10 protein-coding genes are annotated in these 12,708 nt (G+C 63.2%); 6 read left to right on the top strand and 4 right to left on the bottom strand.

The window, feature by feature from the left end:
* Positions 1 to 95 precede the first annotated feature (95 nt).
* The gene (locus FJ958_RS06760) at positions 96 to 2,003 is read right to left on the bottom strand and encodes a phospholipase D-like domain-containing protein (RefSeq protein WP_140740916.1); all 1,908 of its coding nucleotides are present in this window, start codon (positions 2,001 to 2,003) and stop codon (positions 96 to 98) included.
* A gap of 259 nt (positions 2,004 to 2,262) precedes the next feature.
* On the opposite strand from FJ958_RS06760, the gene FJ958_RS06755 reads away from it, so the two are divergent.
* The 3 genes from FJ958_RS06755 to FJ958_RS06740 all read left to right on the top strand — a co-directional run bounded on the left by FJ958_RS06755 (position 2,263) and on the right by FJ958_RS06740 (position 8,073).
* Positions 2,263 to 3,840, top strand: a complete 1,578-nt coding sequence (locus tag FJ958_RS06755; RefSeq protein WP_140740914.1) for a trimethylamine methyltransferase family protein — start codon at positions 2,263 to 2,265, stop codon at positions 3,838 to 3,840.
* 284 nt (positions 3,841 to 4,124) lie between these two features.
* Positions 4,125 to 6,707 (top strand): FAD-dependent oxidoreductase, encoded by a 2,583-nt coding sequence (locus FJ958_RS06745; RefSeq protein WP_140740911.1) that lies wholly within the window; start codon positions 4,125 to 4,127, stop codon positions 6,705 to 6,707.
* Between the two features lie 10 nt (positions 6,708 to 6,717).
* Positions 6,718 to 8,073, top strand: coding sequence for a Xaa-Pro peptidase family protein (locus FJ958_RS06740; protein WP_140740909.1), 1,356 nt, complete (start codon positions 6,718 to 6,720; stop codon positions 8,071 to 8,073).
* On the opposite strand, the gene FJ958_RS06735 is transcribed toward FJ958_RS06740, so the two are convergent.
* Positions 8,038 to 8,865, bottom strand: coding sequence for a PhnD/SsuA/transferrin family substrate-binding protein (locus FJ958_RS06735; protein WP_140740907.1), 828 nt, complete (start codon positions 8,863 to 8,865; stop codon positions 8,038 to 8,040). The two genes, FJ958_RS06740 and FJ958_RS06735, sit on opposite strands and share 36 nt — an antisense overlap.
* Positions 8,866 to 8,957: 92 nt before the next feature.
* Positions 8,958 to 9,974 carry a fatty acid desaturase gene (locus tag FJ958_RS06730; RefSeq protein ID WP_181176309.1) on the bottom strand — a complete coding sequence of 339 codons (1,017 nt, stop codon included), beginning with the start codon at positions 9,972 to 9,974 and terminating at the stop codon, positions 8,958 to 8,960.
* 229 nt (positions 9,975 to 10,203) lie between these two features.
* Between FJ958_RS06730 and FJ958_RS06725 the strand changes: the two genes are divergently transcribed.
* Both FJ958_RS06725 and bmt read left to right on the top strand, forming a co-directional pair.
* On the top strand, positions 10,204 to 11,061 hold the full coding sequence (locus FJ958_RS06725) for a helix-turn-helix transcriptional regulator (protein ID WP_140740905.1): 858 nt from the start codon (positions 10,204 to 10,206) through the stop codon (positions 11,059 to 11,061).
* A 112-nt stretch (positions 11,062 to 11,173) separates the two neighbouring features.
* Positions 11,174 to 12,196, top strand: a complete 1,023-nt coding sequence (bmt, locus tag FJ958_RS06720) for a betaine--homocysteine S-methyltransferase (RefSeq protein ID WP_181176323.1) — start codon at positions 11,174 to 11,176, stop codon at positions 12,194 to 12,196.
* Positions 12,197 to 12,242: 46 nt separating this feature from the next.
* On the opposite strand, the gene FJ958_RS31940 is transcribed toward bmt, so the two are convergent.
* Positions 12,243 to 12,389 (bottom strand): hypothetical protein, encoded by a 147-nt coding sequence (locus FJ958_RS31940; RefSeq protein WP_140740901.1) that lies wholly within the window; start codon positions 12,387 to 12,389, stop codon positions 12,243 to 12,245.
* On the opposite strand from FJ958_RS31940, the gene FJ958_RS31935 reads away from it, so the two are divergent.
* Entirely contained in the window at positions 12,373 to 12,702 is a 330-nt protein-coding gene (locus FJ958_RS31935) for a hypothetical protein (protein WP_140740899.1), read from the top strand. The two genes, FJ958_RS31940 and FJ958_RS31935, sit on opposite strands and share 17 nt — an antisense overlap.
* The last annotated feature ends 6 nt before the right edge of the window (positions 12,703 to 12,708 follow it).

Raw genomic sequence — 12,708 nt, 5'->3', positions numbered from 1 at the left:
GGAAAGAAAGGGCCGGCAAGCCAAATCCGCTTGCGCCAATGGATCCGCCCGCTCTGCCGCGATGGCGGACCGGAATGAACGGCAAGTACCCAGCGCTACGGAAAATAGCGGGCGATCGCGCCCTTCTTGCCGTCGGCGTAAGGCTTCAGCCACTGGTCGTCGGTGGAAAGCCCGTCATCGTCCGAAGGCCCCTTGCCGATCGTCCTGCGCCAGGCGCGGAACTTGTAATGGTCGAACACGTCGAGCATGTGCACCGCGTATGCGGCCGCGAAGGTCTTGTCGCCTTCGACGATCACAAGGTTCTCGTCATTTTCGTAAGAGGCCTTGTAACCGAGATTGTGGCTGCCAGTGATGACCGTGGCGTTCTCCTCCATCGGATCGATGATGACGATCTTGTCGTGAACGATCGCATGGCCGACGGTCAGCACCTCAGCCTGGAAGTCGCGGGCGATGGTGGCGCCGGTCAGGTTCGCCGCCCGCACGATGGAGACGTTCGGCGCCTCCCAGACTTTTTCCGGATAGACGAAGGGCGCCTTGCCGTCCTTGTTCGACTTATGGGTGACCGGATCCTTGGTCGGCGCGACATAGTTGGGCATGGCGGTTTCGTCGCTTATCGCGCCCTGCACGATCAGCTTCGGATCGGCCTTCGCCGCCGCGACGGCCTGGTCGACGATCGAGTTTTCGCCGAGCAGCGAGGGATTGAACACAAGAAACAGCACCGCCCGCTTCGCCGCCCTGATGCGAGCGAAGACATCCTCGAGATCCACCGGCCGCACCGAGATGTCCTTCTTGTTGCGGTCGGGATCGTTCGGCGAAAACCAGATCGTCATGCCATCCAGCGCCGTCGTGGCGCCGTTCAGCGGGTTTGCCACGTGGTTTTCCTTGCGAAACGGCACGCCTTGTGTCTGCGCCACGCGGCCGGCAGCGCTTTCCGAGGCCGGCGGCGGAAAGACGTCGGCCTTCATGCGATCCCAGTAGGCGTCGAAGATTTCGGCCATTGCAGGATCGTCGCGGATGAAGGCGTTGTTGGACTGCCCGCAAATGCCCGTCGACGTCCAGTTGGTGCTGCCGGTCATCACCGCTTGCGGCTTCCCCTGGGCGTTGCGGTAGACGGCAAACTTGTTGTGGCCGATATGGTTGTTGTTGAAGAGGCGATCCGTCACCACGACGCCCGCGTCGTGCAGGCGCTTCCTGTAGGGCGCGTTGCCGGCGTCCCAGGCCTTGGTCTGGTCGTCCTTCCCCGAATTGGAGAGAATGACCTCGACGACGTCCTTGGCGGCGATGATGGCGTCGCACAGCTCGTCGTCGCCAAGCTCGTAAAGCGCAAGCCGGACGGTGCCGCCGTCCGTCTTGGCCCGTTTCAGCAGACTGGTCAGCACGTCGGGCACATCGCCATGCAGATAGGCGCGTATCTTGCTGGTCGGATCCTGCAGCACCGCCCTGATCTTGTCGCGCTGCCCGACCTTGATGCCGGCTTCCGCCAGTGCATGCGACATCCATTGCGTCGACAGCACGCCATTGGTGAAGGCCACACGCGCCTTGCCGAACATCTGCCCCAGGAAGATCGGCGGGCTGACGGCGCCCTGGCCAAGGTAACCCAGCGGCCGCGCCGGCCCGGTGTAAGCGGGCTTGCCGTCGACGACCTGCTCGGGTCGCACCGGCACTGGATCGAGACCGGGCTTCATGTCGCCTACCGGGCGCACCCGATAGGCAATCAATTCACCGTCCGGTCTGACGTCGATGCTGTCGCGGCGCCGCCGCACGGTGAGATCGCGCCAGAACGTCTTCTGCACCGGCCAGACGCCGGTATCCTGGGGAATCCAGTCCTTGTTGCTCTGGCCCTTGAAGGGCACCCAGGACGCCAGGCAACGCTCTTCGCCTGTGTCGGGATAGAGGCGCACGATCTCGAAACCCAGGCAGTCCGGGATCATCCCGTCTATGTCCCAGGAAAGGAATGCGACTTCATTGTTTGTCGCGGCACGCACTTTGACGACATCAGGCATTGACTGTCCCTCCAAGGACGTTCAGCCAGCAAGTATATCAAAAGTAAAAGACGGTACTGTAACGCGCGCCCCGTCGGCATCCATTCGCTCGGCCGCGCTCAGCACTTGCTGGCGCGTCACGGTGACAAGGCGAGGTCCCCGCCATGCAACTGCCGTTCCGGCATGTCGCTTCCCTCGCTCTAGTGGTCGCCGCCTCCGCAATGGCCGGACAGCCGCCGGTCCATTATGCCGCCCACTTTCGCATCCTACGAGGCTCCTCATGACCGCCGCCCTTCAACCCGCCGAACCGGCTCCGGCAACCGATCGCGCCCGTCGGGGCGGCCGCGCCGGAAAGCGCGCCGGTGGCTCGGCCGCGTTCGAGCAGCCGGCCTTCCGCCAGCTGAAAAACCCGTTGCAGCCGACCAGGCTGGTATCAGAGGACGAGCTGGAATCGATCCATCTCGCCTCCTTGCGCGTGCTCAGGGAAATCGGCGTCGACGTGCTGCACGACGAAGCCCGCCGCATCATGAAGGCGCATGGCGCCGACGTGCGCGAAGGCAGCGAGCGGGTTCGCTTCGACAGCGACATGATCCTCGAGCTTGTTTCGCACTGCCCGTCCGAATTCACCATCCATGCCCGCAATCCCGCGCACAATGTGCGCTTCGGCGGCGACAATCTGATCATCTCGATGATGGCGTCGGCGCCCAACTGCTCCGACATCGATCGCGGCCGCCGGCCCGGCAACCAGGCGGACTACCGCAACTTCCTGCGTCTGGCGCAGATGCACAACATCCTCAACTGCACCGGTGGCTATCCGGTCGAGCCGATCGATATCCATCCATCGGTTCGCCATCTGGAATGCGTCCGCGACCTCGCCACGCTCACCGACAAGGTGTTCCACATCTATTCGCTGGGCAAGGAGCGCAATGTCGACGGCATCGAGATCACCCGCATCGCGCGCGGCATCAGCCGGGAGCAGCTGATGGCGGAGCCTTCGGTCTTCACCATCATCAACACCAATTCGCCGCTCAAGCTCGACGTGCCGATGATGGAAGGCATCATCCAGATGTCGAGCATGGGCCAGGTCGTCATCGTCACGCCGTTCACCCTGTCGGGCGCCATGGCCCCGGTCACCATCGCCGGCGCGCTGGTGCAGCAGAATGCCGAGGCGCTGTCCGGCATCGCCTTTGCGCAGATGGTCAAGAAGGGCGCACCGGTCGGCTATGGCGGCTTCACCTCCAATGTCGACATGAAATCCGGCGCGCCGGCCTTCGGCACGCCGGAATACATGAAGGCGCAGCTCGTCGGTGGCCAGCTTGCCCGCCGTTACAAGATCCCCTACCGCACCTCCAACACCTGCGCCGCCAACACGGTCGATGCACAGGCGGCCTATGAGAGCGTGTTCTCCCTGTGGGGCGCGGTGCAAGGCGGCGGCAATCTGATGATGCACGCGGCCGGCTGGCTGGAAGGCGGCCTGCGGTGCTCCTACGAGAAGACCATTCTGGATATCGACCTGCTGCAAATGGTGGCCGAATTCCTGACCCCACTCGACCTTTCCGACGAAGCGCTCGGCTTCGACGCCATCCAGTCGGTTGGCCCCGGCGGCCACTTCTTTGGCACCCAGCACACGCAGGACCGCTACAAGACCGCCTTCTATTCGCCGATCCTGTCGGACTGGCGCAATTTCGAGACCTGGGCGGAAGCCGGATCGCCGACAGCGATGGAAAAAGCCAACAAGGTGTGGAAGGAACGTCTGGCCTCTTACGACGAGCCCTACATGGATCCAGCCATCCGCGAGGAGCTCAACGCCTTTGTCGCGAAGCGCACGGCCGAAGGCGGCGCGCCTACGGACTTCTGACCAATGTTGTTGATGAACGGTCGACCCCCACTCCGTCGAGCTTCGCTCGCCACCTCTCCCCCGATCGACGGGGTAGAGGAAGGGCGCGAAGCGATTCCAGCTGGCATCTTTCCTCTCCCTCCGGAAGGGGGAGAGGTGGCGCTACAAAGCGGCGACGGACTGGGGGAAGCCATCCTTGCCGCGCTTGACGGCAAGCTGACCGGAAACATCGTCGCATTTGACTTGCGCTTTGTTTTCACGCCCCGCTCTCACGATTAAATCTCTTTAAGAACGGACCCATCTTCATGAAATCCCATGTAAAAGCGGTTGTTATTGGCGGCGGCGTCGTCGGCTGCTCGGTTCTCTATCATCTGGCCAAGGCCGGCTGGACCGACATCATGCTGATCGAGCGTTCGGAGCTCACCTCCGGCTCGTCCTGGCACGCGGCGGGCGGCTTCCATACGCTGAACGGCGATCCCAACGTCGCCAAGCTGCAGGCCTATACGGTCCAGCTCTACAAGGAGATCGAGGAAATATCCGGCCAGTCCTGCTCGCTGCACCTGACCGGCGGCGTGATGATGGCCGATACGCCCGAGCGCATGGATTTCCTGCGTCTCGCCCACGCCAAGGGCCGCTATCTCGGCATGGACACCGAACTGATCACCCCCTCCGAAGCCAAGGCGATGTTCCCACTGATGGACGAGACGAATTTCGTCGGCGCCATGTGGGATCCGGTCGAAGGCCATCTCGATCCCTCGGGCACCACCATCGCGTACTCCAAGGCGGCCAAGAAACTCGGCGCCGAGATCGTGCTGCGCAACCGCGTCGTGGACCTGACTCAGCAGCCGGACGGCACCTGGAACGTCGTCACCGAACAGGGCACGGTCCATGCCGAGCATGTCGTCAACTGCGGCGGCCTGTGGGCGCGCGAGATCGGGCGCATGGTCGGCGTCGAACTGCCGGTGCTGGCGATGGAGCACATGTACCTGCTCACCGAACCGATGCCGGAGGTCGAGGAGTTCAACAAGTCGACCGGCCGCGAGATGATCGGCGTGCTCGACTTCAAGGGCGAGATCTACACCCGCCAGGAGCGCAACGGCATCCTGCTCGGCACCTATGAGAAGGCCTGCAAGCCGTGGTCGCCGGTCAACACGCCGTGGGATTTCGGCCATGAACTGCTGCCGCCGGACCTCGACCGCATCGCGCCGTCGCTGGAAATCGGCTTCAAGCATTTCCCCGGCATCGAGAAGGCCGGTATCAAGCAGATCATCAACGGCCCCTTCACCTTCGCGCTCGACGGCAACCCGCTGGTCGGCCCGGTCCAGGGTCTCACCAACTTCTGGTGCGCCTGCGCCGTCATGGCCGGCTTCAGCCAGGGTGGCGGCGTCGGCCTCGCTCTGTCGAACTGGATGGTGCATGGCGACCCGGGCTTCGACGTCTGGGGCATGGATGTCGCCCGCTTCGGCGAATGGGCAGGCCTGCGCTACACCAACGCCAAGGTGCGCGAAAACTATTCGCGCCGCTTCTCCATCCGCTTCCCCAACGAGGAACTGCCGGCCGCGCGCCCGGCGCAGACGACGCCACTCTACGACACCATGCTCGCCAACAACGCGGTCATGGGCGACTCCTGGGGTCTGGAAACCCCGCTCTGGTTCGCGCCCAAGGGCAAGGAGCCGAAGGACATCGTCTCCTTCCACCGCTCGAACGACTTTGGGCCGATCGGCGAGGAAGTGCGGGCCACGCGCGAGAAGGTCGGCGTCACCGAGATTGCCAACTTCGCCAAGTATGAGGTTTCAGGTCCGGGCGCCGAGGACTTCCTCAACCGGCTGATGACCAACCGGATGCCAAAGATCGGCCGCATCGTGCTGACGCCGATGATCAACGAGTTCGGCAAGCTGATCGGCGACTTCACCATCGCCAAGGCCGGCGAAGACCGCTTTATGATCTGGGGCTCGTCGGCCGCGCAGAAATACCATATGCGCTGGTTCGAGAAGCACCTGCCCAAGGATGGCCCAAGGGGGTCGGCGGTGCGCATCCACCGCTTCGACCAGACGCTGGTAGGCCTGTCGATCGCCGGCCCGAAATCCCGCGACCTCCTGCAGAAGCTGGTCGATGTCGACATCTCGACCGAAGCCTTCCGCTTCATGGATTTCCGCGAAATGGCCGTCGGCGGCGCGCCCTGCATGGTCAACCGCATCACCTACACCGGCGACCTCGGCTACGAAATCTGGATGGCGCCGGCCTACCAGCGTCTTGTCTATCGTCAGATCAAGGAAGCAGGTGAAGAGTTCGGCCTGGTCGATTTCGGCATGCGCGCTTTGCTGTCGATGCGCCTGGAAAAGAACTTCCCGACTTGGTTCCGCGAGCTGCGCCCGATCTACGGCCCGTTCGAAGGCTCGATGGACCGCTTCATCAAGCTCGAAAAGAACGACTTCATCGGCCGCGAGGCAGCCGCCAAGGAACAGGCGGAAGGGCCAAAGCTGCGCCGCGTCTCTTTCATCGTCGACGCTGCCGACGCCGACGTGATGGGCGACGAGCCGATCTGGGCCAAGGTCAGCAAGGACTATGGCACGGTGGAAAAGCCGCATGGCTATGGCGCGCCGCGCTTCGACGACCAGGGCAAGGAAGTGCGTGGTTCCCAGGCCGCTGAAGGCGCGTCCGCCGTGCGCGGCATCGTTGACGGCGACTGGCGCGTGGTCGGCTGGGTGACGTCGGGCGGCTACGCGCATTACGTCCAGAAGTCGATGGCGCAGGGCTATGTGCCGGCAGCCCTCGCCGAGGATGAAAGCGCCGGATTGTTCGAGATCGAGATCCTCGGCCATCGCCGTCCGGCCCGTATCAATGTCGAGGCGCCGTTCGACCCGAGCGGCGAGAAGATGCGGACCTGAGGGTTCAGCGATGGACAGCGCGGCGCCAAAGGGAAGCTTCGGCCGCCATCGCAAGATCATGCCGTTCGAGCCGGGCTCGATCGAGGCGCTGCGCGAAGCCTCCCGTGAGAAGGCGGCTTCACTCAACCAGCACGTGCTGGGCTATGGCGCCCAGGCTGAAGCGGAATGGGCGGCGGCAGGCGTTGCCGCCCCCGATCTGCCGGCGATGCGCCAATACCGGCTGGAGCGCATCCGCACCGAACTGAAGCGCCGGGACTATGCCGGTGCGCTGCTCTACGACCCCGTCAACATCCGCTACGCGACCGACTCGACCAACATGCAGCTGTGGGTCGCGCACAACCCGACGCGGCATTGTTTCGTCGCCACCGACGGACCGGTTGTGCTGTTCGACTATTTTTCCTGCGAGCACCTGTCCGACCATTCCGGCGTCGTCGACGAGGTACGGCCGGCGGTGTCATGGATGTATCTCTACAGCGGCGACCTGACCGAGCAGAAGGTCCGCCGCTGGGCCGCCGGCATCGCCGATCTGGTGAAGGAGCATGGCGGCGGCAACAGCCGCATCGCGGTCGACCACATCAACCCGGAAGGCGTCGAGGAACTGGCGCGCCTCGGTGTTTCCATCGGCAATGGCGAAGCGGTGATGGAGAATGCCCGGCTGATCAAATCGCCGGATGAGGTTCTTGCCATGCGCCGGGCCATCGTCGCCTGCGAGGCGGCGATGGGTGAGATGGAGCAGGCGCTGAAGCCCGGCATCTCCGAAAACGAATTGTGGGCGGAACTGCATCGCGGCAACATCGCGCGCGGCGGCGAATGGATCGAGACGCGGCTGCTGGTGTCGGGCCCGCGCACCAATCCGTGGTTCCAGGAATGCTCGTCGCGCAAGATTGAATCAGGCGATCTTGTCGCCTTCGACACCGACCTGATCGGCCCCTACGGCTTCTGCGCCGACCTGTCGCGCACATGGCTTTGCGGAGATACTAAGCCGACCAATGAACAGCGCGATCTGTTCCGCATCTCCGCCGACCAGATCGAGCACAACACCGAACTGATGCAGCCGGGCATCTCGTTCCGCGACCTCGTCGAACGCTCGGTGGTGCCGCCGGGCGACTGTTTTCCGACCCGTTACGGCGTGCTCTACCACGGCGTCGGTCTCGCCGATGAATACCCGACCTTGCCGCATGCCGGCGACTGGACATCGGACACGCCTGACGGGGTGCTGGAACCAGGCATGGTTTTGTGCGTGGAAAGCTATATCGGCCGGCTCGGCGGGCGCGAGGGCGTCAAGATCGAGGAGCAGATCCTGATCACTGAAAGCGGCAACCAGCAGCTTTCAACCTACCCGCTGGATGCGAGGCTGCTCGGCTAGCCCGGCAAGAGCGTCGCGCATGGCCCGGACCGTGTTTTCCGGCGTCGTCCTGGCTGTAATGAAGGGCAGACCTTTGCGTCGTGCCGTCCAGCCGACGGTCACGACCTTGCCAGCAACCGGCTCGAAACGCTGCGCCAGCGCCCAGCTTTCACAATCGATCGCGGCGACATCCGCCCTGCCTTCGGCAACAGCGATGACAGAATCGCGATGGCCGCCGCTTTCGGTGCGCGATGAAAATATATCGAGACTTTGGCCGGCCGCCAGCAGGTCGCGCGTCAGCGCAACGATGCCCGACATCGAATCCAGGCTGTTGAAGGTGAAGCGCTTGCCGCGGATGAGATCGAGCGGCAGCAAGGCCTTCCCGTCCGCGGGTGACCGCACCTCCGGGCCCTCGCCTGCCCGCATCACCAGCGCGCTCGAATAAAGCTCGCCCTGCCCGCCCTCATAGGCGTCGTAACTCGGCTGGCCGACCACCTGCACATGGCTCGACAGCCCAAGCTCCATCGGCCCCCAGCACGTCTGCGCGAACAGTAGCGCCGGGTGCAGCCATATCTCGTGGAAATCGAGTTCGTCCGCCGGCAATGTCGCCGGGTCCGGTGCGATCAAAGCGCCCTGGGGATCGCGTATGCCGTCCGGAACCGGCGGCAGATCGCCATTGCGCCGCACGATGGTTTTCGGCGCACCGATCCCTTTTTGCCGGAAGGCATCACGCAACCGAGCCCATTGGGCATCGACCTCGCCGCGCGCTTCAGGCCAGTCATACATCGGCAACGCCGCAATCAATTCGCTCATGCCGGCACTCAATCACCATGTCTGGAGAAAGGATCGCAGAAACACGGCGCCCAATCAGAATTGGGCGACACGGATCCCGGGCTGTCCAGGGACTATTCCTTGGGCGGCTCGGCGGGCACCGGCGCGGTGCCGAGCCCATTGATGTTGCGCGCGCGGATACGCGGCTTGAAGGCCCGGCCGTGCTCAGGCGCGCGCCGCAGAACCGGATGCACGATCGGCTCCTTCGCCTTGAAGGCATAGGATTTGATCAGCGCGAAATAGTTCGGATAGGCATAGCCGTTGTTCATCCGCAGCCAGTCCTCGCGGCGATCGCGAAACAGTTTCGGCAACCGATACCAGGCAACGGTCGGGCTCTTGTGATGCACGAAGTGCAGATTGTTGTTGAGGAACAGGAACGACAGCGGCGAGCGCTCGACGATCACCGTGCGGCCTTCGGGATGCTCCGACCACTGATGCTCGGCATAGGTGCGGATCGAGATCAGCGACTGGCCAAGCCACACCGGCACCAGCACATAAAGCCAGAGCGGTATGCCGAAACCGAACTGGACAACCGGCAGCACGATGGCAAGGCCGATGACATGCAGCAGCCAGGCCTTGCGGATCGCCTTGTCGCCGGCGATCACATGCTTGGCGTCATCGATGAAGAAGCCGATGCACGACAGCCACGGCCCAAGCACGAGGCGACCGGCCATGGTGTTGTTGACCTTGAGCAGGAATTTCATCAGCGGCGGCATGTCTTCATGCATCCAGAGCGCCTTGTAGTAGCTCTCGGGATCATCCAGCGGATCGGTCAGCCGCTCGTCGGCATGGTGGCGCAGGTGAATGGTCTTGAAGCGCCGGAACGGCCAGGCAAGGCCGATCGGCAGAAAGACAAAGGCCTCGTTGACCAAGGCATGGCGGGTCGGATGACCATGCAGGACCTCATGCATGATCGAGGACTGCAGTGCCAGCGTGACAGCCATAACGATGAGGGCCAGGATGGGATAGGATGGCCAGAGGAAGAGACCGGCGGCGAACCATGTGCCATAGCAGAAGAAAGCGAGGACCACGGTCGGCCATTCGATGGCCGGTTTGCTGCTTCGACGGATGCTCTTGCCTGGTATGCTCATGCTATCGACCACTGTCCCTCAGTCGCCGGAACTCCAACCGGTTCCTGACAGCATTGTGTCAGGAGACGTGATTCCACTCAACGCGACAAAGTATACAAAATGTTGCGTCTGCGCATTTTCGGCCGCATATGTTGTACTTTGTAAACACCCATAGGGATTCATTTACGCCTGAAGTCCCCCATAAGGCTTCTCGGCGCAAATTTTTCCTTCCGAAGCAAGGAGCGAAAGGATGGATAAACGCGACTTGTCGACGACCTTTCGGGAACGCCTGAAGCTGCTCCTGACACGGTCGGACCTTAACCAGTCGGCGTTCGCGACAGCCGTCGGCATCGATCGATCGGCTCTGTCGCAGCTCATGTCGGGCGCCTCGACACGCCTGCCGAGGGCCGAAACGCTGCTCAACATAGCAGCCGAATTCAAGGTCTCCCTGGACTGGCTGCTTGGCCTTAGCCAGGACGAAGGCGTCACCGGTGAAATCCGCGAAAGCCTCGAGATCGAGGAAGCGCCGGACGGTTTCGACCGCACGCTGCTCGCCAAATGGTTCGCTGAAGCCGCGGGCACCAAGATCCGCTATGTGCCGGCCGGCATTCCCGATCTCCTGCGAACCCAAGCGCTCGTCGATTACGAGGCCAATATCACCAACAGGAGCCGTCTGGCACAGGCCAGCGAGACCCGATATCGCATAGAATACAACCGGCGCCCGGAAACCGACATGGAAGTCTGCATGCCGCGTCACACGCTGGAGATCTTCGCACGGGGTCTCGGCGTGTGGGACCGTTTTCCGGCGGCCGACCGTCAGCAGCAGCTTACCCATATGGCGACGCTGCTCGACGACCTCTACCCGACCTTTCGCCTGTTTCTTTATGACGGCCGCATGCGCTATTCGATCCCGCTAACCATCTTCGGCCCCTATCGCGCCGCCATCTATGTCGGCGACATGTATGTGGTGCTGAACGCCACTCAGCCGGTCCAGGCACTGACCCGGCATTTCGACAATCTGATCCGTGCCGCCGACATCAACCCGCATGAGGCCGCCGCCTTCGCGCGCAATCTGGCTGGCATGCCGTTCGCATCAGGCTCTGTCTGAGCGGCATGAGGAACGGCACCCGCCCGAGCGATGGTCCGGTTGCTATTTCATTGACTGGACATAAAGACTTCTTTATATCCTTATTCGAATTCGAAACATGAAAGCCAATCCGATGACGACCACCAATCCGATCGATGCGCTGCTGGCTGAAAAGGGCGTGCTGCTGGCCGATGGCGCCACGGGCACCAATTTGTTCGCCATGGGGCTGGAGGCTGGCGAGGCGCCGGAACTGCTGAACGAGACGGCGCCCGACACCATCACCAGCCTGCACCAGAATTTCGTAGATGCCGGCGCCGACATCATCCTCACCAATTCCTTCGGCGGCACCCGCCACCGGCTGAAGCTGCACCATGCGCAGGACCGCGTGCACGCGCTTAACAAGCGCGCCGCCGAAATCGCGCGCGCTGTCGCCGACAAGGCCGGCCGCAAGGTGATTGTCGCGGGCTCGATCGGCCCGACCGGCGAATTGCTGGTGCCGCTTGGCGCCATGACCTATGACGAGGCGGTCGACGCCTTCGCCGAGCAGATCGAAGGTCTTAAGGAAGGTGGCGCCGAAGTCGCCTGGATCGAGACCATGTCTGCGCCAGACGAGATTCGCGCCGCGGCGCAAGCCGCCATCCGCGTCGGCCTGCCCTACACCTATACCGGCTCCTTCGATACGGCGGGCCGCACCATGATGGGCCTGCTGCCGAAAGACATCCATGGCGTCGTCGATGGCTTGGCGCAAGCGCCGCTCGGCGTTGGCGCCAATTGCGGCGTCGGCGCCTCCGATATCCTGGCGTCGCTGCTCGACATGACCGATGCGAAGCCAGAGGCGACGGTGATCGTCAAGGGCAATTGCGGCATTCCCGAATTCCGCGGCACCGAAATCCACTATTCCGGCACGCCGGACCTGATGGCCGACTATGTGCGCCTCGCCGTCGACGCCGGGGCAAAGATTGTCGGTGGCTGCTGCGGCACCTCGTTCCAGCATCTTGCCGCCATGCGCAAGGCGCTCGACGCCCACACCAAGGCGGATCGCCCGACGGTTGAGAAGATCGTCGAGCGTATCGGCCCGATGCGCAACAAGGTGGCGACGGAGAACACCGCCGAGACCAGCGAAGCCCGCCGCGAGCGGCGTCGCGGCCGGGCCTGATATCTGCTCGGGCCTGGTATCTCTTCGGGGCCACTGTCTCTTGGGATTATTCGCTGTTGTCGGCGTAGCTCGACTGCGCCGACTTGAAGTCGACGAGGTTGTCGCCGCGCATCGTCATCAGCGCACCCGACGTGCCGGGGTCGGTGATCTGCTCCAGCATGGCATGAAAGCGATCATTGGTCAGCGCCGACATAGCGGTATGGCGCGCCTGCGCGACATTATCGCTGATGCGCCTGGATTCGGGCGACGGGGCCGATGAAACCGCCGAAGCGTCCCGCGCCGGCGGTATTGAACTGATGAACGTGCTGATCTGCAATTCCGGCTCCCTCAAGCCCGTGGATATGACGGGCTTAGCAAGGAGGGGTTGCGATCCGGTACCGGAAATGCCGCGCAATTTAACAACCTGGAACATTCCGCGAAAAAAGGCCGGCAAGGGAAATGTCCCTCGCCGGCCTGCCTTCACCCGCCCGTGGGTCGGTTTCCGCTGTCAGAACGAACCCATCTGAAAGAAG

The sequence above is a fragment of the Mesorhizobium sp. B2-3-5 genome, from assembly GCF_006442395.1.
In the GTDB taxonomy this organism is placed as follows: Bacteria; Pseudomonadota; Alphaproteobacteria; order Rhizobiales; family Rhizobiaceae; genus Mesorhizobium.
The sequence above is the reverse complement of the archived record's forward strand: the minus strand, read 5'-3'. Positions and strand labels throughout refer to the sequence as shown.